We start from the raw sequence: 22,885 nt of genomic DNA on the forward strand, positions 1-22,885 counted from the left end.
ACCTCAAACGGAATCATTGGTCGATAAAGGGGATAAATTATCCTGTCGTAAAGCTAAATTAGGCTATGCTTAAAGGAATGGAATTCTTAAGCAGGTCTTTGATATTGATCAGTTTTATAATTCCTTCGGCAATTGATCTGCTTTAATTAGACAAAGGACGTATTCTGTATGAAGAGGGAAGAGGTAGCTGAGGCTTCCGTACCGAATCCTGATACCGGTCGTAAGGTTTCACTGCGTGTAAAGCTCATGGTCTGGATGACCTTGTTGGCGCTAATTCCTTTAGCCTTCGTCTCTTGGTTGAGTTATCAACAAGCTAAGGAAAGTTTGCTGGTGGCAGCAGAGGAAAAGCTTCGTCAGTCCTCCCTCGTAACCGCCCGCTCTATCAGAAACTGGTTTGACTATCGCGTAGTCGATCTGCGTTTCAAAGCTGAATCTAACGATACCATTTCTATGCTGTCCTCTCTCTCAAGTGGTTTACAGCAAAGCGGATTAAAAGCTCAAGACTATGTGCTTACCGAAGATTGGTCCCAACGAGCAGATAAACACAAAGCTGACCTAATTAGTTTTAGCCGTCGATATGATTATATCTACGACATTTTTTTGGTTGATAGCCGCGGTAATATCCTTTTTTCAGTTGCTCAAGATAAGGATTTTGGAACAAGTCTGCAGCGAGGCCCTTTCAGCAGCACAAAGTTTGCCTATAGCGTTAAAAATACTCTTCGAAGCGGCAATGTCTCATTCTCTGGTATGGAACTTTATGAGCCTTCCAATGGTGCTTTTGCGGGTTTCTTGACAGCGCCGATTAATGATAGAGAAGGTAATACTGTAGGTGTATTTGCGATTCAACTGCGTTTTGACCGAGTGTTTGACCTGCTAGATGTGGCAGTAGATGAAAAACAGCAGCACCTCCACTACTTGATGAATATTGACGGTACCTTAATTACACCCATTAGTAACAACCGGGAGGAGGTACTCAAGCGCAAAGTTGAAACAGAGATGTACCTGCATGCGGTGGCTAATACTGATACAAACTCTCTCCAGCACGCTTTGAGCTATATCGGCCCCAATGGTGTTCCTGTAATCGGTATGCATGATGTCATTGTGTTGGAAAATATCCGCTGGTTTCTAGTTAGTGAAGTAGATTTAGATATTGCGTTAAAGCCTTCACGCTGGCTTGGGAAAATAACGTTGGCTTTATGCCTTGTTACTGCATTTGTTGTCTTATTGATGGGGTTTGGTATCGCAGGGCGAATAAGTAAACCTTTAATTACATTAGCTTATGCCAGTCGAGAAGCCTCTGCAGGTAATGCTGAGCAAGTTGAGGTTAATGCCAATAATATCGAAACGGCTCAGCTCGCTGATGCCTTTAACATCATGTTAGAGACACGAAAGCTTCATGAAGCAGAGTTGCGACGTAGCGCTGAGCAAGCTAATCAGGCGCTGTTAGAGTTAGGTGAGCAAAAGTTTGCTTTGGATCAGCATTCTATTGTGGCGGTAACTGATTTAAAGGGCACAATTACTTATGCCAATGAAAAATTTTCTCAGATCAGTGGTTTTACTCGTGAAGAATTGATCGGGCAGAATCACCGAATTCTCAATTCGGGTTACCATCCGCGAGAGTTTTTCATTGAACTGTATCGTACGATTGCTGCGGGTGATGTTTGGCATGGCGAGATCCGCAACCGCAATAAACAGGGCGGTATCTATTGGGTCGATACCACTATCGTTCCTTTTAAGGACGATACAGGTAACCCGCTGAGCTATGTTGCTATCCGCAGTGATATCACCAAACGTAAACAGATGGAGTTGGAGATTACTGAATCGTTGACTATGCAGGCTTCGATTTTGGAATCTACAGATAACGGCATTCTGGTAACTAAGAACGATGGTAGTGTAATCCGTTACAACAAGCGTTTTGCTGAACTTTGGGGTTTACCTGAAGAATTTAATGATCTCTCTCGTGTGCTTGGCCCTATTTTAAGACAACTGAGTAATGCGGAGGAAGCTGCACGAAATGTTAAGGGTTTGATCAATAGTGAAAGTCGCTCTCATTTTACCAGCTTAAGTCTGAAAGATGGCCGAACATACGAGCAGTCATCTATCCCTATGTATGTTGAAGACCATGCTGTCGGCCGTGTGTGGTCTTTCCGTGATGTCTCAACCCGAGTGGATGCAGAGCAGGGATTAATCAAAGCGTTAGATCTAGCTGAAGATATGCAGGGTAAGCTAGAAGATGCTTTGAGTCGTGTTGATGTCGCAGTGGAATCCTCAGGGCTGGGTATTTGGGAGTGGGATCTGATCACTAATGAACTGCAGTGGGATGATCAGATGCTCAAGATCTACCAAGTCCCAGAAGAGGTGATTAATAACCATCTCTATTTTGATTATTGGCGAGAAAGGGTCTGTCCAGAAGACCTTGAAATGGCTGAAGGTTCCTTAAAAGAGGCGGTGCGCGGGCGACATGATTGGCACTGTGAATTCAGGCTTAACTTCCCTGATGGGGCGGTTCGTTATGTCAAAGCGACAGCGGCTCATATGGTCGATGACCAAGGTCGTTCTTTGAAAATGATTGGTACCAATCTGGATGTGACAGTAGAGCGTGAAATGGAGCAGAGTCTCATCGCGCTTAAAGATGAAGCGGAACAAGCTAATATCGCGAAGAGTGAGTTCTTAGCGAATATGAGTCACGAGATTCGTACACCAATGAACGGTGTCCTTGGCATGTTGGGGTTATTGTTGAATACACCACTCACTGATGACCAACGCCATCGTGCGGTTGTCGCTCAAACCAGCGCTAACTCACTTCTGGCACTGATTAACGATATTCTCGATTTCTCTAAAGTGGATGCAGGCAAGTTAGAACTCGAATGTATCGACTTTAACTTACGTGGCATGTTTGGAGAATTTGCAGAAGCGATGGCTCTGCAAGCACAAGATAAAGGTTTAGAACTTATTCTTGATCTCACTGGTGTTGAAACGTCTATGGTCAGAGGGGATCCGGGGCGTTTACGTCAGGTGCTGATTAATTTGGTAGGTAATGCCATTAAATTCACCAGTGATGGAGAAGTGGTCATTCGCTCACAGCTGCAACACGTAGGCGATAGATTACGTTTGGATTGTGAGATTAAGGATACAGGTATAGGAATTCCACCTGAAAAACTACCTGAATTGTTTGAATCTTTTAGCCAAGTTGATGCTTCTACTACGCGTGAATATGGTGGTTCTGGATTGGGGCTCGCCATTTGTAAGAAATTGTGTGAATTGATGGGCGGAGAAATATCGGTCCAGAGTTCAGTGGGTGAAGGTAGCGAGTTTATCTTTAGTGTGTATCTGGAAGAGAGTGAGCAAGCGGAAGCGGTAGTTCCTTACACAGGTATCGAGAACCTCGAGATCCTGATCGTAGATGACAATAGAACCAATCGCGAAGTGCTGTCTACGCAGTTACTTCATTGGGGAGCGAAGGTTGTGGAAGCGGAAGATGGTAATGACGCGATTGCCCGCTGTGAGTCACTCTACGAATCATCAGGTGTCTGTTTTGATGTCGTCTTTATGGATATGCAGATGCCAGGGATAGATGGTGCCGAGTTGGGTCGGACACTGAAAGCTGATGACAGATTCAGAGCATCCAAACTCATCCTAATGACCTCAATGGCGCATCGTGGTGATGCTAAACGTTTTGCAGATATAGGCTTTAGCGGTTATTTCCCTAAACCGGCTACGACCTCAGATATCTTTGATGCTCTTCAGGTGGTTGCTAATGGCGGTGATGCATTGCATAACGCCTCGCCGTTGCTGACCAGTCATTATTTGAAAGATCTATCTATTGAAGGCCACCCAACTCTGGGTGAAAAGCGCATTTTAGTTGTTGAAGATAATCAAATTAACCAACTGGTAGTGCAAGGGATCCTGCAAGAACTCGGGCTTACAGCAGATATGGCCGGTAATGGTGTCGAGGCATTGCAGAGCCTCAATACGGCTTTAGAAAATAATTGTCCGTACGATCTAGTGTTGATGGATTGCCAGATGCCTGAGATGGATGGTTATGAAGCGACTCAACAGATTAGGGCAGGTAAAGCACAACAGAAAAATATCACTATCCCAATTATCGCAATGACCGCGAATGCGATGGCAGGTGACCGAGAGAAGTGTCTTGCTGCTGGTATGGATGATTACTTGAGTAAACCTGTATCACCGATCGCACTTAATCAAGCGTTACAGCGATTCCTAGGAATTGCAGAAACAGTTACTACACCAGAAGAACCGATTGAAACGGAAAAAGTTACGGCCGTTATTTGGGATAAGCAGGATGCTATCGCCCGGATGATGGGCAAAGAAGAACTGATCGCGCCATTATTGGAGATTTTTTCAGTTGATGCTGATCCCATAGTAGAAAATATTAAAACTTATTTAAATAATTCTGATTGGGCAGCGGCAGGTAAATCAGCACACGCAGTGAAAGGGATGGCTGCGAACCTATCAGCGATAGCCTTGCAGGCGCAGGCAGCTAAGCTAGAAAAGTTAGCTAAGGCGGATGATGGTGATGGCGCTTTACTCGTTTTTCCTGAATTTCTCCAGGCATATGAAGAGGTGAAAGCCTGCTTTGCAGAGTATGCCTCACAAAAAGTAGAGGTCCAAAATAAAGGGCTTACGGATGACGAAGTAAAAGAAAAGCTGATATCGATCCGCGAAGCGGTTAATTTAGGTAGCTATATAGATACTACAGAGTATGATGATCTTTGGAAGAGCGCAAAAGGCTCTGAATTTGAGGAGCCTTTACAACAGCTTCAGGCCAAATTATCAGCGTTTGATTTTGAAGCAGCTGAGGATAGTTTGACTATAATGGAACAAGCGCTCGGCATTCAACCAGAGCTTTCGGACGGAGTCGACGGTACATGAGCAAGCCTGTCGTTTTAATCGTAGACGATGTACCTTCCAATATTAAAGTCTTGGCTAACTGCTTAAAGGACCATTACCGGATAAAAGTCGCTACCGGTGGTAATGACTGCCTGAAGTTAGCGGTCGCAGATCCTGTACCTGATCTCATCCTGTTAGATATCGAAATGCCAGATATGGGCGGCTATGAAGTTTGTCAGAAGCTTCAGGGGCAGCCTCACACCCAAGATATACCTATCATTTTTGTTACCGCCCGGGACGCTGACCGTAACGAAGAGCTCGGTTTGCAACTAGGTGCGGTAGATTACATCGCAAAACCTGTTCGTCCGTCTATTGTGCTAGCGCGTGTGAATACACATGTCACGCTTAAGCAGCAGCGTGACCTACTCAAAGAGATCGCACTGAAGGACCAACTAACAGGCCTCTACAACCGCTATTACCTTTTAGAAACTGCCGAACAGCGTTTAGCGCATACAGAACGTCATAGTGATCCACTCAGTGTGATGCTGCTTGATCTTGATTACTTTAAACAGGTAAACGATACCCACGGCCATTTGGTGGGCGATAAAGTATTACGTGAGTTTGGTGACCTTTTAGGAAGTATCTGTCGTAAAGATGATATTCCGGCTCGTTTTGGAGGTGAAGAGTTTGTCATCTTACTTGGGCATTGTGACTTGGAAGCGGGTGTGGAAAAGGCAGAAAATATCCGGTCACAAGTAGAGGAATTGAAACCTGAGGGTTTAGATATCACTGCAAGTATTGGTGTCGTGCAATTCTACCCGGGTGAGAGTATCGAACAATTGCTCGATCGTGCTGATAAAGCGCTCTATAGAGCAAAAGGTGAAGGGCGAAATCGCGTTGTTAGTGAGTAATTGATCATCGATCTCAGCTAGTTGTCATGCTAGCTCAAATGCTCATCCAACCAGCTATACAATTGTTCCAGTTCCATAGGCTTCGCATAGTGATAACCTTGGACTTCAAAACACTGCAGCTCTTTTAAACGTTCTACCTGCTCAGCTGTTTCTACCCCCTCCGCGATAACTGCCATATCTAGATCGCTACCTAGGTTGATGATCATCTCTGGAATATGAGTCCCTTTTTGTTTATCCAGCATCTTATCGATAAAAGACTTATCAATTTTTAGGCGATCAAAGTTTAGCGTTTCTAAATAGCTGAGGCAGGAGAAGCCTGTACCAAAGTCATCAATCGCAACTTTAGCTCCAAGATCATGGATCACCTGTAAAATGTCTCGCACACTATTTGTATCTATCATGGCGACAGATTCAGTGACTTCGAACTCAACTTGTTGTGGCTTTAACGAAAAGTTATTCAGTTTATTTTGAATTAACTTTAAAAAATCGGGGTGGCGGAACTGGGCGGGCGAAATATTGATACCCACCTGAAGACCCAAACCATACTTCTGTTCGACAGTTTCAAGATCTCTCATGGCGGTATCCATGACCCATTCACCTATAGGTACAATCAGCCCTGAACTTTCGGCAACCGGAATAAACTCAACTGGGGATATTAATGCGCCGCTCTTTGTTCGCCAGCGAATAAGCGCTTCAAAACCGGTTATTCTTCCGGTACGTAGATCAATTTGTGGTTGATACGCTAGGAACAGTTCGCCTTCACTATATGCCTTACGTAAACCTTGTAGTAAAAGCATACGTTGTTGCGTTTCACGCTCTATCTCATGGGTATATTCTACGTGTTCGCCTCGGGCAATATCTTTGGCACGTTTTAGAGCGATGTTCGCACGCTTAATTGCATTATTACCGCTGATATTGGCATCTTTGAGGATGTAGCAGCCCTGAGTGATAGATATGGTCAGGTCGTCTCCGAAAAGCTCAAAAGGCTTTGTAAGCATTGCGTTGATCTGTTCAACAGTAAAGCTGTCTTCAGGCCCCATAACACCAAAAGTGTCGCCTGATATACGGCATATAAACGAGTCCTTTGGCAGGTTAGCTGCTAGGCGGTTTGCAACCAATTTAAGTAGTTCATCCCCGGACTCTGAACCTAAGGTGTCATTCATGCCACTGAAATGATCAATATCGATTAGTGTAATAAGCTGTGGATGTAGCTGCCTGAGCATGATTTTGTCGATCTGATTTGCAAAGGAAACACGATTAGGAATATTCAGCAAGGAATCGAAATATGCGTAATTGTGTAAGCGGTCCAGAATAGTCGCATTATCTAAGCAAACAGAAATATTGCTGCAGAAAACTTCTAGCAGCTGGTGTTCGGTACCTTCCAGAGGGCGTTGAATATCCAAGTACAACAGCATGTCGTTGCGGAATTCACTGGGAAAGTAGAGTACGCAAGCATAGTCATTTTCGATGCTGCGGCGCTTGCTGCTAGCTTCCAGTAGCATGGCATTGATATTGGCATCTTCGATGACTTCGGGGAATTCCTTTTGATTGCTAGGCTGAGCGGACGCGGCCACAATCGTAAATTCGGATCCGTTTGCATTAACTTCGTCGTCACTGTTTTTCTTAAAACAGATCATGCCTTCTTCTGAAATACCTAGTAACGCTGCTAATTGGCAGATAATACCGTTGGCTAACTCTCGAATACCGTGTAGTGACATCAATTCACTTGAGGCGTGTACGATTCTTTCCAAGCCTTTACGGCTGGAATCGATAGCGGTGATTTCAGAATAGGAACGGATGGCAGCGGTAACGCTGGTGTAAAGGCGAGTTCGGGTTAGATCGGCTTTGTTTTTGTAGTCGTTAATATCGTATTTGAGGATAACTTCAATTTCAGGTGCATAACCTGGCTGACCCGTTCGTAAGATGATGCGTGTGTTGGTCAGTGCTAGCTCTTCACGAATCGTCTTGACCAAATCTAGGCCGGCGCTCTCTGTCTCCATTACGACATCAAGTAGGATGACCGCAATATCATCATTGTTTGAGAGAGTTTCTTGCGCTTCTTTGGCTGAATAGGCGTGCAGGAGCTCGAGTGGCTGGCCTAGAAAAACCAACCCTTTTAAGCCGAATTTCGTTACCTCGTGAACGTCTTTGTCATCATCAACGACTAAAACCTTCCAGGGTCGTGAACTGTTGTTTGTTGCCGCTAGTGTGGAATCGTTTTTTTCCTCTTCGGCAAAAACAATGAGTTCATCAGACATAGACTTTCCTCATACGATGGAATTACTACTAAGTATATGCAGAGATCATTAAATATCTTCCTTGATTATCAATTTATTGAACCTTAATAGTTATAAACGAGGTATGACATTATCGCCAGTTTGATTCCTTTATTTGATTGATTAATCAAATAAAGTTGTGGTCTTTTATAGATTGTTAGAAAACACGGGGAACTGCTAAACAGCACTACTGTCTGAGCAAGCATCCTTCCCGTTTATAAATGGAGTTACCTATGGATATTTGGTTGATAGCTCTGGTGTCTGCTTTGGCGCTGGTTTCAGTATTTCTTTCACGCAAAGTTACTCATGAGAATAGTTTTTTTAAAGGCCGCACCGCAGAAGGTCTGGCGCCTGGCCTATTAACGCTGATTTTCTCGCAGGTAACCACTTGGATCTTTGCGCGCTCATTACTGAATGCAGCCATTTTGGGTTTTTATTATGGGATATGGGGCACATTAGCTTACGCGGCTTATTATCTGTCGTTCTTGACTGGTGGGAAGATTGTTGACCACCTCCGATTTGAGCAAGGTTACGAGAGCGTTCAAGCGTTTCTAATTGATCGTTTTGGTCAATGGGGCAGTCGCTGTTACAACTTTGTCATCGGTGTGCGTTTGGTCAGTGAGGTGTTTGCCAACCTTCTGGTTATCGGCATCTTGTTTGGTGCGGCAGGCACGCAATCTTATACATTGGCGGTTGTCGGCTTAGCGGTTGTTACCTTGATCTACTCCATGTTGGGCGGTTTACAAGCGTCTCTGCGCACCGACTTTTTCCAGATGATGGTGTTTATTGCTGTCTTGGCCGTGTTGTTAGCACTGGTGGCTGGTGGCGGCCACTTCAATGCTGATCTGATCGCGTTTAAACCGTTCGAAATTAGTGATCCGGGTCCAATCCTTTTGATCGTAGCCCTATTGCAAGTGTGGAGCTATCCAATGCACGACCCTGTGATGATGGACCGAGGTTTCTTGGCGGATCGTGAAACGACAAGACGTAGTTTTATCCATGCTGCTTGGATTAGCAGTATCTGCATTATCGCGTTTGGCTCATTAGGGGTGATAGCGGGAGCGAATGCGATCTCAGGGGAAGATATGAATCAGGCGTTGACGCGTCTGTTGGGTGAACTGCCGATGTTCCTGTTTAGTGCCTCTTTGATCATCTCCGCCATGTCTACTTTGGACAGTACACTGACCAGCTCGGCGAAAATGATGGTTGTGGATATGAAACTGCTGCCTGTGAATTTGCGTAATGGCCGTATGGTGATGGCGCTATTTATGTTGATGGGCCTAGTGATGGTATTTATTGGCAATAAAGATCTGTTTAGTGCAGTAGCTGTTAGCGGCACGGCTTCGATGTATCTGGTGCCAGTTATCTTCTTCAGTTTGTGGGCTAACCGTCGTGATATTCCAGTCTGGAGTTATCTAGGCAGTTTTATCCTAGCGATGGCTGGTGCTCTGCTCTACTTCACGGAATCTTCGGGTTACACGGCGATGTTGGGCGAAGCCCATAAATACACTAAGTTACTTTGGATATGTGTGGTTGTGATGATTGGTGGTTGTACACTGTTCTTAGTTGGTGGAGCCAGCCAAAAGCAACTACAGCCGGCTTAATGAAGTGAGTCTAGGAAATATGGACCTTGGAACACTAACGGGGCCGCTGCTGATATTTGGCGGCCCGTATAGCAATTTAGCGGCCACCAGAGCGCTTAAACAGGAAGCCGACAGGTTAGGCTTCTCTTCGCAGCAAGTTCTCTGCACAGGGGATCTGATTGCCTACTGCGCGGAACCTGTCGAGACATTAGCGTTAATCCGTGACTGGGGTATTCCCGTGGTAATGGGTAACTGCGAAGAGTCCTTAGCAGAGGATGCGCCTGATTGTGGCTGTGGCTTTTCGGAAGATTCAGCTTGCTCCCTGCTCTCAGTCGAATGGTACCGATTCGCCAGTCAACAGGTTTCTCAAGACGATAAGCTCTGGATGGGGCAACTGCCTCGGCATATAAGCTTTGAACTGGCGGGTAAATGCTTTCAAGTTGTGCACGGCAGTGTCGATCGAATCAACGAATTTATCTTTGCCAGCAGTTCAGCGGAGCATAAACAGGTCCAGTTAGATCTAGCGGGTGCTGATGTTGTGGTTGGCGGCCACTGTGGTATCCCTTTTGGAACGCAATTGGAGCAGGGGTATTGGCTGAATAGCGGTGTGATCGGCATGCCTGCGAATGATGGTACGGCGTCCGTCTGGTACATGCTTTTGACGCCAAATGCGCAGGGTATTGAGGTCAGATGGCAGCGCTTGGATTATCCTGCAGATCAGGCTAGCGAGAATATGCAGCAAGCGAATTTGGCAGCACCTTACGCTGAATGTTTACGGACAGGCTTATGGCCTAGCGAAGATGTTTTGCCTGAATCAGAGCGCGCAATGCGTGGACAAATGCTCGAACTTTCTTCGATCCTTATCACCTAATTTACACTCCCTTTTATCCTCCTCTCTTGTAGTAACTCTTAAAGTTAATAAAACTTGTAAGGGTTACTACTTATCTATTGTTTTCCTTAGGTTACGCCGATTTGGTCAAATATATATGAATATTTAGTCAGGTTTTTCGCTTTACCAAATGAAATATATAAGGTATAGATTAGGGTAAACCCTAATAAGGTGTTCCTTATGGATTTCACATTAACAGAAGAACAACAACTGATTCAGGATACCGCCAAGCGCTTTGCTGAAAGTGAATTAGCACCGGTAGCGGCGGAGCTGGATCAGACAAAAGACAAGAGCATTCTGCTGGCCAATTGTCAGCAACTCGCCGAATTGGGCTTTATGGGGCTAAACATCTCTGCAGACCATGGTGGCACTGAAGCGGGAGCAGTAGCCTTCAGTTTAGCGATTACCGAGATCGCCCGTGCCTGTGCATCAACTGCTGTGACTATGTCAGTGACCAATATGGTGGCGGAAGTCATACAGGCGATGGGCACTGAAGAACAGAAATCTAAATACTTACCATTGATCTGCAGCGGCGAATATCGAGCAGGTAGCTTCTGCTTAACCGAAGCGGGTGCGGGGTCCGATCCAGCATCGATGCGAACACAAGCTGTGAAAACCGATCAAGGTTATGAGATCAGCGGCACTAAGCAGTGGATCACCAGCGCTGAGTTTGCAGGCGTCTTTGTGGTGTGGGCGGTGACCGATCCGCAAGCGAAAAAAGGCAAGGGGATTTCCTGCTTTTTAGTTGAAGCAGGTAGCGACGGAATCACAGTCGGCCCGGCAGAAAAGAAGATGGGTCAACATGGCTCAGCGACCAATGAAGTGCACTTTGATCGTGTGCTTGTACCTGAATCGGCGATTCTAGGTGAGCTAAATGATGGTTTCCGTCTTGCTGTGGCAGAACTTGCCGGTGGACGCATCGGCATAGGCTCTCTCGCGTTGGGTGTTGGTTTAGCCGCGATGGATTATGCCATCACCTACACCAAAGAACGTAAGCAGTTTGGTAAAGCGATAGCTGATTTTCAGGGCCTGCAGTGGATGATTGCGGATCGTTCTACCGAGTTGGAAGCCGCCCGATTACTCCTTTTAAACGCCGCTGATCGTAAACAGCGTGGACTTACCTTCGCTAAAGAAGCCTCCATGGCAAAACTCTTTGCCAGTGAAAAAGCCAATCAAGCTTGCTATAGCGCGCTGCAGCTTTTAGGTGGCTACGGCTACATGCAGGAGTACCCACTGGAACGTTATGCCCGCGATGTGCGAATTACTTCAATTTACGAAGGCACGAGCGAAATTCAGAGACTCATTATTGCGCGAGAAATACTGGCTGAGCACCAGTAATTAAAGATTGCTCATGCGTATAAGAATACAAAAATAAAAAATGATGGATGGGAAACTAATGACAACCGAAACCTATCAGGATTATTACGATAAGTTTGATCCGGCCATGATTGAAGAGCTCATGATCGGTAACCTCAAAGATGGATTTAATGTCTGTGAGGAGATTGTAGATAAATGGGCGGAAGGCGATCGAATCGCTCTGAATTACGAAGGCGCTGAGCGACCTGCTTCGCAAATGACCTTCGTGGAATTGAAAGAAAAGTCTGCCCAGTTTGCGAATTTCCTTACCGCTCAAGGCATAGGTAAGGGCGATCGCGTTGCGGCTTTGCTACCGCGCACTCCAGAACTGATGGTGGTGATTATGGGTACCCTGCGCGCAGGCGCTGTATACCAGCCGCTGTTCACGGCGTTCGGTTCCGGTGCGATCGAGTACCGAGTACAGCAAGCGGGTACTAAGTTGGTGGTGACCGACCCAAGCAACCGTCCAAAACTGAATGATGTAAAGGATTGTCCGGCCATCCTGACGTTCAATCGTGATCAGGCAACTGATGCTACAAGTGATCTCGATTTTGCCGCTGAGATTGAGCAGCAATCTACAGAGTTTACACCGGTAAAAATTGGCAAAGATGATCCATTTTTACAGATGTTTACCTCAGGTACAGTCGGAAAATCTAAAGGCGTTGCGGTACCAAGCCGAGCGCTACTCTCGTTCTACGTGTATATGCGCTTTGCCATTGGTTTGCGTCCAGAAGATACCTATTGGAATGTTGCCGATCCAGGTTGGGCTTACGGCCTTTACTACGCGGTGGTTGGTCCTCTGCTGTTGGGTAATACCACGCACTTTTGTGAGGCGGCGTTTACCCCAGAAAGCACCTACGACATGCTGCGTAAATATAAGATTACCAACCTTGCGGCGGCACCAACGGCTTACCGCATGTTGATGGCAAACGATGATGTGTTGGCTGCCGATGAAACCTTCTCGCTACGCGTAGCGAGCAGTGCTGGCGAACCGTTGAACCCAGAAGTAATCAGTTGGGTCGATAAGCGCTTGGGTTGCCCTGTAATGGATCATTACGGTCAAACAGAAACCGGTATGACTGCATGTAACCATCATGATCTTAAGCAAGATGTAGTGCGTGTGGGTTCTATGGGCTTCTCAATGCCAGGTCATCGCGTCGTTGCCCTAGATGCAGACTTTAATGAGATCCCTGAAGGCGAAACTGGGCAGTTAGCAGTAGATGTGGATAACTCGCCGCTGTTTTTCTTCCAAGGTTATACATGGCAAGAGAAGCACCCATTCCATGGTCAGTACTACCTCACCGGTGATGTAGTGATGAGTCATGGTGATGGCAGTTATTCATTCACAGGTCGTGATGATGACATAATCACTACGGCAGGTTACCGCGTAGGGCCTGCTGATGTAGAGAGCACATTGTTAGAGCACGATGCAGTAGCGGAGTCGGGAGTTATCGGCAAACCGGATGTTAAACGTGGCGCTATTATTAAAGCTTATGTAGTGATTAAGCGTGAGTTTGATCCGACAGAAGAGTTGGCTGAAGAGTTAAAGCAACTGGTACGTACACGTCTTTCAACTCATGCTTTTCCTCGCGAGATCGAGTTTATGCCAGAACTGCCAAAAACGCCGAGTGGCAAGATTCAGCGCTTTATCCTGCGCAATAAAGCGCGGGATGAACATGAGGCAGTTGCTTAGGCTAAGGCAGATTGGAGTTGTGTATGAAGTTGAACATTGAGCAGTTGCAAAGCTTTCTTGCAGAGCACTTTCCCCAAGGTGAGCAGTATGGGGAATTAGTTGAGTTAGGTGATGGTACTGCCACTATGCGTTTGCCAGTGGATGATCAGCATCTAAGACCGGGCGGTACCGTCTCTGGCCCAGCGATGATGGGTCTAGCTGACGTGACGGTCTATGCAGCGTTATTAAGCCGTATAGGCCCCGTGCCTTTGGCGGTGACGACTCAGTTAAATATCAATTTCTTACGCAAGCCTTCTGCCGATCGCGATATCTTCGCTACGGCGCAGATGCTCAAAGTCGGAAAGCGTTTGGCGGTGGGTGAAGTGTATATCTTATCGGAAGGAGATGAGGAACCGATGGCTCATGCGACCATGACCTACTCAATTCCTGATCCTGATAAACGTTGATCGTGAACTGATCGCACCTGAGCTTGCTCAGGTGCGGTTAGATCAAGCTTGTTCGTTTAGTTGAGACGCTTGTTTTACCAGAGAAGCAAGGCTACCCGCGCGCATCTTACTCATAACTCGTGAGCGATGTACTTCAACCGTTTTAGGGCTGATATCTAGCTCTTCAGCGATCTGGCGATTGGCATTACCAGCAACAACCAGCGCCATTACCTCTTTCTCACGACGGCTTAAGCTAGCGTAGTTTTCTTGAATCTCTAGCTGCGCACCTTGTTCGTCGCGTGCTTTTTGCGCTTTGCTTAATGCACGGCCAACTAAGCGAAGGAGAACATCACCATCGAACGGTTTCTCTAAGAAATCCATCGCGCCCTGTTTCATTGCGCTCACCGCCATTGGGATATCACCGTGGCCGGAGATCACAATAATCGGCATCTGGATATTACGCTCCTGCATGATTTGTTGCAGGGCTAGGCCGTTAATCTCCGGCATACGTACGTCCAGTAACATACAACCGATTTCGCCATTAAAGTTATCCAGAAACTCCCGTGCAGAAGGGAAGGTAACAACGTTGTGATTGGCAGATTCTAAAAGCCATTGCATGGAATCACGAAAATCTTCGTCATCGTCAACAATATAGATAGTGCCTGTCGGGTTTGTTTGCATCATTGCTCTCTTAACGGCAGTTTCAGATAAAAGTGCGTACCGGTTTTACCGTCACTCTCTGCCCACATCTGGCCCCCGTGGGTTTCGATAATGGTACGGGAGATAGAAAGGCCCATACCTAAGCCAGTTGTTTTGGAGGTGTAAAACGGTTCAAACAGCTTGGCTAAACCTTCGCTGCTAATCCCTTTTGCCTTGTCCTCTACCGAAACATGAATATAACCTTCGGCAGCTTTAGTAGTGATAATAACGGGTCTGTAGGCCTTGTTACAATCGTTGTAGGCCTCAATTGCGTTCCGCATCAGGTTAAGGAGTACCTGTTCGATCTGTACTTTGTCGGCTACCAGAGGGGGTAAGTTATCCCCAAATTGAAAATCAAAGTTGATGTTGTGGTCTTGTGCTTCCTGACAGAGAAAGGCGCTGACTTCCTTACAACTGTCATTAATTGGAAAAGCAAAACACTGATAATCGGTCTTGCGCACAAAGGAGCGCATCCGTTTGATGATCTCCGAAGCACGCTTGGCCTGCTTCATAATTAACTTCATCGAGCCGGATACGGTTTTCACCGGATCAGCATCACCCTCTTCCAAACGCCTCTGCGTGCCATGGCAGTAATTCAGAATCGCAGCCAAAGGCTGGTTTACCTCGTGGGCAAGGCCGGTGGCCATCTCACCCACTGAAAGCAGACGAGACATATGCGCCAACTCGAGTTGATGACGTTTCGCTTCCTCTTCTGCTTGAAGGCGTAGGGTAATATCGCGTCCGATCAGCGAGTAGTACTCAACCTGATCATTCTCACGGCGATTACGATGAGCAATGATTTCGCGAATCTCCGCTACACGGTTGAGCTCAGGGTCTAATTGCATCGGAATGCTGCCGTACCAAACCCCATGAATGGAGGCGTGTTCTAAAGCATCTTTGATCAGAGTATCTAAGATCTCTTCAGAGAAAAGCTGCGACAGGTAGTAGACCACAGGCTTATCTTTCTCGGCACCGAGGGTGTGATAAGCCGACTCATTTAGATAGGTCAGCTTATGAGTTTTGTGGTTACAAAACATGATCATATCCGATGAGGCTTCAACCACGCGCGCGAGTCGACGCATATCTCGTTGCGCTTCTTCACGCTCGGTTACATCGCGCGATACACAGATGATCTCTTGAGGATTTCCGCTGTCATCACGAATCACACGGCTGGTGGTTTCTAGCCAGATATAGTGACCTTTTTTGTGACGATACCGGTACACATTGGTGTAGACACCACTGCGATAACGGACGCTGTCATCGCGCTTGGATAGATTGTCTGCATCTTCAGGGTGGAACTGCTCATACCCCGCCATGCCGATAATCTCTTCGGGGGTGTAACCGAGTACAGTTTCAACCGCAGGGCTGGCATCTATGTAGGTCCACTCTTTAGTGGGGGTATGCCGGGAGATCATATCGGTCGACTGTTCTGCTAAAAGTCGATAACGATCAGCATCAGCCTTACAACGGGCGAGTTCTAAACTCTGGTCATCACTCATATTTAAACCTGCGGGAAATCCCGATCTTAAAACCTGTTATTTTTATACTTAGACTTTAAAGCAGCTTTAAGGATAAGGGAAGATACTTATATATGGTTAATTGTAGTTTTAGGTCTGCTAAGCAGATGATCTGAAAGGTGTTTTTTTGATCAGTTGATGCTAGTTTTGGCGTGGGCAATTAAAGGAATAATAACAATGATAACAAGCCAAAACCCTTACGAGATTGGGCTGGATAAGAATCAAGCCAATTACGCTGCGTTAACTCCGCTCAGCTTTCTAGAGCGAGCTGCATTTGTTTACCCCGACCATACTTCTACCGTGCATGGCGACGCACGCCGCAGCTGGTCCGAGACCTATACTCGTTGTCGTCGCTTTGCTAGTGCTCTGCAACAACGCGGTATTGGCAAGGGCGATACCGTATCCGTTATCGCGCCAAATCTTCCCGAAGTATTTGAAGCGCATTTCAGCGTGCCTATGTCTGGCGCGGTTCTGAATGCGATCAACGTGCGACTAGATGCCGAGGCGATCGCGTTTATCTTGCAGCATGCCGAATGCAAAGTGGTACTGGTGGAGCGTGAATTTGGTGCTTTGGTTAAACAAGCACTGGAGATGGCAGATATAGATCCCTTAGTGATTGCGATTGAAGATTATAGTTTCACCGAGGGTGAGCAGATCGGTAGTATCACTTACGATGAACTGCTGTTAGAAGGTGATCCTGAGTTTGCTTGGCAGCCGCCCGAGGATGAATGGGATGCGATCACGCTGAACTACACCTCCGGTACGACCGGCGACCCCAAAGGGGTGGTGTACCATCATCGAGGCGCTTACCTGAATGCAATGAGCAATGTGGTCTCTTGGGATATGGGGCGTCATCCCAAGTATCTTTGGACCCTGCCGATGTTTCATTGCAATGGCTGGTGTTTCCCTTGGTCTTTGGCTGCGTCTGTTGGTACCAGTGTGTCCCTGCGCCATGTTCGCGAAGAGAAAATTTACGATCTAATTCGTGAAGAAAAGATCGATCATTTCTGCGGTGCCCCGATTGTTCTAAATATGCTGAATAACGCGCCTGATGAGATCAAGCAGGGGATTGAGCACAAAGTTAAGGTCATGACCGCTGGTGCTGCACCGCCTGCTGCAGTTATCCAAGGGATGGAGGAGATGGGGATTGATGTCACTCATGTCTATGGCCTGACAGAGACCTACGGCCCTTCAGTGCTGTGTGCATGGCACGATAAGTGGGATGACAACAGCATCGAAGAGAAAGCCCGTCTCAAAGCTCGCCAAGGCGTGAAAGCGCCTATGCTTGAAGACTTGATGGTGGCTGATCCGGATACCCTAGAACCTGTACCGCAAGATGGCGAAACCATCGGCGAGATCTTTATGCGCGGTAATCTTGTGATGAAAGGTTATCTAAAGAACAAACCGACTACGGATGCGTCCTTTGCTGGTGGCTGGTTCCACTCAGGAGACCTTGCGGTATGGCATGAGGATGGCTACATCGAGATCAAGGATCGCTCTAAAGATATCATTATCTCTGGCGGTGAAAATATCTCCTCGATTGAGGTCGAAGGCGTGCTTTATCGTCATCCTGACGTGTTGGAAGCGGCAGTGGTTGCCAAGCTCGACGATAAATGGGGCGAGGTGCCTTGTGCCTTTATCAAACCTAAGTCAGGGGCGAGTCTAACCGAGGCTGAAGTTATCGAGTTTTGCCGATCCAATATGGCGCGGTTTAAAGCGCCGAAGGTGGTGGTGTTTGGTGAACTACCTAAAACTTCAACCGGCAAGATCCAGAAGTTTGTTTTACGCCAACGCGCCGAAGCAGAAGAATAAGCGCTGTATCCCTCTGCGCACTTTTTCTTAAAGTGCGCAATTTTATCCAAGTATTAGATTTGCTCATCCCTCTACACTGTAGTTAAGGAACCTACGAATAAGTCTCATACTTTCTCTGTGGGTTATAAAACGATCAGGTTCCCTAACGCTGCAGGTGATTTATACTAGCAAGAGCGGTGAAGAGTGATGAATCAGGATAACCAGTTTCAATACAGTAAAAGTGAGCATTTAGAGCAAGTGACCGTTCTAAATGCCGCGATCAGCGATTTCTCTTATGGGCGTCATGCCCATGAGGAGTATTCGTTTGGGGTTACGCTGAGCGGTCGTCAGGACTTCTTCTCCCGTGGTCAATTTCACCGCAGTCACCCTGGCAATATTATCGTCTTTAACCCAGATGAAGTGCACGATGGTCATTCTGGTGTCGATGATAAATTGCAGTACCGCATGCTCTATGTGCACCCTGACCAGCTCGCACCTGTTTTCCAATCCGCCGGTATCAAAAGCCAAGGCTTTCGAGTTGCAGATACCCTGCTGGATGATCCCCAACTCTGTCAGCATATTCTGCACTTAGTGCAGCTGATCGAGAATCGTTCCGAAGATAAATTGCGTCAAGAGTGTGAGCTCTATCAGATGGCAACGCGGATTGCGCAGCTGTACGGTGAATGCCAAGCGGACCAAAAGGCCCGCCGTGTCGATAGCCTGCTTCTGCGAGCACGTGATTTTATCAATCACAATCTGCAAACGGATGTCTCCCTTGAAGAACTGAGTCAGCAAGCCAACCTCTCGAAGTATCATTTCCTACGGATGTTTCGACAGCAATTTGGTATCACTCCGCACCAATATATATTGAACTGCCGGATCAACCGCGCGCGTGAAGATTTGGAGAAGGGCAAAGCTCTGGATGATGTGGTGTTTGATTATGGCTTCAGTGACCTGAGTCACTTCAACCGGCGCTTTAAACCGATCTTTGGCATGACGCCTAAGCAGTATCAGAAGCACTTTCTGAACGCTTAAATTCTAGGCTCCTCCGAGCCCTTGAAATCTCTCTTTTTAATCTAACCGAGTTGATCACTATGGTTGAAATACTCCTGTACGCCTTTGGCGTGATGTACACCCCTGGTCCCTGCAATCTACTCAGCTTAAATGCGGGTATACATGGGCAGATCCGTTCGGCATTGGCGTTTAGCCTCGGTGTAGGTAGTGCGATGCTGGTGCTGTTTTTACTGTTTGGCTATGTCGGCGCGTGGTTTATTACCGAGGGCTACGAGCTGTTTCTGAGTGCTGTAGGCAGCCTTTATATTATCTACTTAGCCTACAAAGTGGCTTTGTCAGCCATGGCAACGACGGAAGTGAAGGCTAATCAGAGCCCGATGAGCTTTAAAGAGGGGTTGATCCTGCAACTTCTGAACCCTAAAGCGTTTATAGCGATCTTGCCGATAGTTTCGGTGCAGTTTCCGGCAGCAGAGATATCGGGATACGCTATTTTTGTCTGGTCATTACTGCTATCCACAATGGCGTTTGGCGCGCCGAGTAGTTATCTGTTGATGGGCGCGCGATTAGGTAAGCTTATTCACAATCCGCGCTACTTTCGCTGCTTAAACTGGGCGATGTCGTTACTGTTGGTGTATGTGGCGTTAGATATTGCTTATCAACATATATTCCTGAAGCTGGCTTAGGAGCGGTAGATTATTAGCTGCAGTCGGCTTGCGCGACCAGTTCGATGATCCGGATTGCATCTAGCTCAAGGTTTTTAACCACATTGCTGCTCATCTTCTTAAACTCGGGGCCAAGGATCATGGCGGGAGATACCGCTGCAGTCTGGCTTTTGGATTGTTGCTCTTTACTGAGTTGTTTTTGTCGCCAGGCGAGTGCCTCTTGGCTCCAGTCATCGTAACTTTGGATTTTAAAGCCCGCTTGTTCGAGTAGGCTTACTAATTCTGATTGTGTAATTAGGTGGGAGTTGCTCGGTTCTCGCGCCCAAGGCACAGGAAACTGCATCGCTTCTGTATTGGGCCCTTGGATTACTTCGTGTAGCAGTAATCGACCTTGTGGCTTTAAAACACGTCGACATTCAGCCAATGCTTGCTGGCTATTGGGGATATTGAGCAGGCTATGCTGGAAGATAATCAGGTCAAAGCTATCGCTGCAAAAGGGTAATTGCTGCGCATCGGAAGTGATCAGTTTAGGAGCGTCAAAAGAGGGCAATAATTGTGATATTTGCTGGTGGGTTTGGTTAAATTCGTGGGTTATATCCAACCCAATAACGTTAATCTCCAATTTTGACTCGATTAAACGCATTAAACCGCCCAATCCAGAGCCAATATCCAATACTCGATTCGGCCTGCACAATTTTATTTGTTGCAGTAGCTTCATAGAGGCTTTGATGCCGCCAATATGTAACTGATCGATAGGGGCCAATTGAAACGCAGTTGGCCCCTGTGGATAAGATAAGTGCAGTTGGCGGATGATCTGGTCGCCATCGAATGCTTGTGAATAATGTTTATTAACCTCAGTCACGGCCTATTCCTGTATCTAATCTAATTCTCATCGAGCCCCAGCTCTTCGATAGAGATCTCTCGCATCTTAAATTTCTGGATCTTGCCGGTGACGGTCATCGGGAAGTTTTCGACAAATTTGAAATAGCGCGGGATCTTAAAGTGACTGATCGCTCCTTGGCAGAAGCTTTTCAGCTCTTCTTCAGACACGTTGTCTGCTTGAGGTGTCAGTTTGATCCAAGCGACCAGTTCTTCGCCAAATTGTGGATCGGGTACACCGGTGACTTGAACATCGGAGATCGCAGGGTGGGTGTAGAGAAACTCTTCGATCTCTTTCGGATAGATATTTTCGCCACCGCGGATCACCATATCTTTAATACGGCCGACAATCTGCACGTAGCCTTCAGCATCCATAATGGCGAGATCGCCGGTATGCATCCAACCTTGTGGATCGATCGCATTTTGCGTGGCCTCTGGATTGTTCCAATATTTCAGCATCACGCTGTAGCCACGGGTACATAACTCACCTACTTCGCCTCTGGGCTGCACTTCACCTGTAGCTGGATCGATAATCTGGCTTTCAATATGCGGTTGGGTACGGCCTACGGTAGAGACGCGTTTATCAAACGGATCATCGGCAGCCGTCTGGGTGGATACCGGGCTGGTTTCGGTCATGCCGTAGGCGATCTGTACCTCGCGCATATGCATTTTGGTATTGACCGCTTTCATCACCTCAGCAGGACAGATTGAACCCGCCATAATGCCGGTGCGCAGGCTACTCAAGTCATATTGCTCAAACTTAGGGTGCTCCATCTCTGCGATAAACATTGTAGGGACACCAAACAAGGCGGTCGCACGCTCTTCGGCAACGGCGGTGAGGACGGATTGCGGCTCGAAACCTTCGTCAGGGTAGATCATCGCCGCACCGTGGGTGACACAGCCTAAGTTGCCCATCACCATGCCAAAACAATGGTAGAGCGGCACAGGAATAACTAAGCGATCCTGATCGGTGAACTTCATACTCTCGGCAACAAAGAAGCCGTTATTCAAAATATTGTGGTGAGAAAGCGCTGCCCCTTTCGGGAAACCGGTTGTGCCGGATGTGTACTGGATATTGATCGGGTCATGAATATCTAAGCTCGCCTGCACAGTACTCAGTTGCTCGGCACTGATCTGATCTGATTGATCTAGAAATTCCTGCCAGCACCAACTACCTGCAAATGCCTGCGAGGAGAGGCTGATCACGCCCTTGAGGTTGGGTAGCGTAGTAGAGGTTAATTGGCCGGCTTGCGCTGTTTTGAGCTCCGGCGCAAGCGCGTAAAGCATCTCCATATAGTTAGATGACTTAAAGCAAACCGCAGAGACCAGATACTTGGTGCCAGATTGGTTAAGCGCGTACTCCAATTCATGGGTGCGGTAGGCCGGATTGATGTTCACCAGAATCGCACCAATCTTTGCTGTCGCTAACTGGGTTATTGTCCATTCCGCACAGTTAGGGGACCAGATACCCACTCGATCGCCTTTTGTAACGCCTATGGCCAGAAATGCCCGTGCAGCCTGATCTACCTGTTGCTGTAACTGAGCGTAGGTCAGGCGAATATTCTGATGACGAACGATCAATGCATCGTTATCGGGGAATTTTTCTGCCGTTAAATCAAATTGATCACCAATGGTGATATCCAATAAGGGTTCGGCTTTAGAGCCTTGAGTGTAACTGTGTAGATCGGACATGTTGGATAAACCTTTTCTATTTTTGTTGTTAGGTCTATTTGTATTTCAGGCTGAGCTTTAACGATGCTGGCTGTGGTATTCCAGATTGGGTTGCATATCCACAGCACTGGCGACTCGATTGGTCATGTTGTAGAAACCCGCAATATTGGCGATATCCCAGATATCTTGATCACTAAAGCCGACGTCTCTTAGCTGTTGGCGGTCATCTTCATTCATGCGGTGGGGTGATTCGGTAAGTTTCACCGAGAAATCGAGCATAGCGATGTGTCGTTCTGAGAGTTCGGCGACACGGTAGTTCATCACCAGCAGTTCACCGAGGGTCGGTTCTTGAGAGTATTCGCGCACAGCCGCACCATGCGCGACCTGGCAGTAGTAGCAAGCGTTACTGGCAGAAACAGCGACCGCGATCATCTCTTTTTCCAAATTGCTGAGGCCGCTTTTGCCTAGCATTAACTCGTTATACAAGCTGGAAAATGCTTCTAACTGAGCAATGTTGTGGCTGTAAGCTTTCAGCACGTTAGGAATCAAGCCCAGCTTTTCTTCACATAAAGCAAAGTACTTCTGGAAGACTTCTGGAAGTTGATCTTGTGAAGGTACAGGCAGATCTAACGCCGTAAGATGTGACGGTTGTGGATTCATGTTGT

The 22,885-nt window shown here is 47.0% G+C and carries 16 protein-coding genes; 10 read left to right on the forward strand and 6 right to left on the reverse strand.

The window, feature by feature from the left end; genetic code table 11:
* The first annotated feature begins 168 nt into the window (after positions 1-168).
* Positions 169-4,896 carry a response regulator gene (locus tag ACMXYW_RS00275; RefSeq protein ID WP_415904811.1) on the forward strand — a complete coding sequence of 1,576 codons (4,728 nt, stop codon included), beginning with the start codon at positions 169-171 and terminating at the stop codon, positions 4,894-4,896.
* Positions 4,893-5,765 (forward strand): diguanylate cyclase, encoded by an 873-nt coding sequence (locus ACMXYW_RS00280; RefSeq protein WP_415904812.1) that lies wholly within the window; start codon positions 4,893-4,895, stop codon positions 5,763-5,765. The genes ACMXYW_RS00275 and ACMXYW_RS00280 overlap by 4 nt, the downstream gene beginning before the upstream one ends.
* 29 nt (positions 5,766-5,794) lie before the next feature.
* Here the strand turns inward: ACMXYW_RS00280 and ACMXYW_RS00285 are convergent, their stop codons facing one another.
* The gene (locus ACMXYW_RS00285) at positions 5,795-8,023 is read right to left on the reverse strand and encodes an EAL domain-containing protein (RefSeq protein WP_415904813.1); all 2,229 of its coding nucleotides are present in this window, start codon (positions 8,021-8,023) and stop codon (positions 5,795-5,797) included.
* Positions 8,024-8,274: 251 nt separating this feature from the next.
* Between ACMXYW_RS00285 and ACMXYW_RS00290 the strand changes: the two genes are divergently transcribed.
* From ACMXYW_RS00290 to ACMXYW_RS00310, 5 genes are all read left to right on the forward strand, one after another.
* Positions 8,275-9,645 carry a sodium:proline symporter gene (locus ACMXYW_RS00290; RefSeq protein WP_415904814.1) on the forward strand — a complete coding sequence of 457 codons (1,371 nt, stop codon included), beginning with the start codon at positions 8,275-8,277 and terminating at the stop codon, positions 9,643-9,645.
* Positions 9,646-9,649: 4 nt separating this feature from the next.
* Positions 9,650-10,495, forward strand: coding sequence for a metallophosphoesterase family protein (locus ACMXYW_RS00295; protein WP_415904815.1), 846 nt, complete (start codon positions 9,650-9,652; stop codon positions 10,493-10,495).
* Between the two features lie 198 nt (positions 10,496-10,693).
* Positions 10,694-11,851, forward strand: coding sequence for an acyl-CoA dehydrogenase family protein (locus tag ACMXYW_RS00300; RefSeq protein WP_415904816.1), 1,158 nt, complete (start codon positions 10,694-10,696; stop codon positions 11,849-11,851).
* Between the two features lie 58 nt (positions 11,852-11,909).
* A complete protein-coding gene (locus tag ACMXYW_RS00305; protein WP_415904817.1) occupies positions 11,910-13,562 on the forward strand; it encodes an AMP-binding protein in 1,653 nt (550 codons plus the stop codon).
* A gap of 23 nt (positions 13,563-13,585) precedes the next feature.
* A complete protein-coding gene (locus ACMXYW_RS00310) occupies positions 13,586-14,008 on the forward strand; it encodes a PaaI family thioesterase (RefSeq protein WP_415889795.1) in 423 nt (140 codons plus the stop codon).
* A 42-nt stretch (positions 14,009-14,050) separates the two neighbouring features.
* Here the strand turns inward: ACMXYW_RS00310 and ACMXYW_RS00315 are convergent, their stop codons facing one another.
* Both ACMXYW_RS00315 and ACMXYW_RS00320 read right to left on the reverse strand, forming a co-directional pair.
* Positions 14,051-14,671, reverse strand: coding sequence for a response regulator transcription factor (locus tag ACMXYW_RS00315; protein WP_415899664.1), 621 nt, complete (start codon positions 14,669-14,671; stop codon positions 14,051-14,053).
* Positions 14,668-16,185: a PAS domain S-box protein gene (locus ACMXYW_RS00320; protein ID WP_415904818.1), complete on the reverse strand. Its 1,518-nt coding sequence runs from the start codon at positions 16,183-16,185 to the stop codon at positions 14,668-14,670. The genes ACMXYW_RS00315 and ACMXYW_RS00320 overlap by 4 nt, the downstream gene beginning before the upstream one ends.
* 195 nt (positions 16,186-16,380) lie before the next feature.
* Between ACMXYW_RS00320 and ACMXYW_RS00325 the strand changes: the two genes are divergently transcribed.
* The 3 genes from ACMXYW_RS00325 to ACMXYW_RS00335 all read left to right on the forward strand — a co-directional run bounded on the left by ACMXYW_RS00325 (position 16,381) and on the right by ACMXYW_RS00335 (position 19,691).
* Positions 16,381-18,015, forward strand: coding sequence for an acyl-CoA synthetase (locus ACMXYW_RS00325; RefSeq protein WP_415904819.1), 1,635 nt, complete (start codon positions 16,381-16,383; stop codon positions 18,013-18,015).
* 186 nt (positions 18,016-18,201) lie between these two features.
* Positions 18,202-19,029, forward strand: a complete 828-nt coding sequence (locus tag ACMXYW_RS00330) for an AraC family ligand binding domain-containing protein (protein ID WP_415904820.1) — start codon at positions 18,202-18,204, stop codon at positions 19,027-19,029.
* Positions 19,030-19,088: 59 nt separating this feature from the next.
* Positions 19,089-19,691, forward strand: coding sequence for a LysE family translocator (locus ACMXYW_RS00335; RefSeq protein ID WP_415904821.1), 603 nt, complete (start codon positions 19,089-19,091; stop codon positions 19,689-19,691).
* Between the two features lie 13 nt (positions 19,692-19,704).
* On the opposite strand, the gene ACMXYW_RS00340 is transcribed toward ACMXYW_RS00335, so the two are convergent.
* From ACMXYW_RS00340 to ACMXYW_RS00350, 3 genes are read right to left on the reverse strand one after another with little or no spacing between them, the layout of a single operon-like run.
* On the reverse strand, positions 19,705-20,532 hold the full coding sequence (locus ACMXYW_RS00340; protein ID WP_415904822.1) for a class I SAM-dependent methyltransferase: 828 nt from the start codon (positions 20,530-20,532) through the stop codon (positions 19,705-19,707).
* Between the two features lie 20 nt (positions 20,533-20,552).
* The gene (locus tag ACMXYW_RS00345; RefSeq protein WP_415904823.1) at positions 20,553-22,241 is read right to left on the reverse strand and encodes an AMP-binding protein; all 1,689 of its coding nucleotides are present in this window, start codon (positions 22,239-22,241) and stop codon (positions 20,553-20,555) included.
* Positions 22,242-22,298: 57 nt separating this feature from the next.
* On the reverse strand, positions 22,299-22,880 hold the full coding sequence (locus ACMXYW_RS00350) for a peroxidase-related enzyme (protein ID WP_415904824.1): 582 nt from the start codon (positions 22,878-22,880) through the stop codon (positions 22,299-22,301).
* Positions 22,881-22,885: the final 5 nt, after the last annotated feature.

Origin of the sequence: Neptuniibacter sp. QD48_55, assembly GCF_047778115.1 — a bacterium.
In the GTDB taxonomy this organism is placed as follows: Bacteria; Pseudomonadota; Gammaproteobacteria; order Pseudomonadales; family Balneatricaceae; genus Neptuniibacter.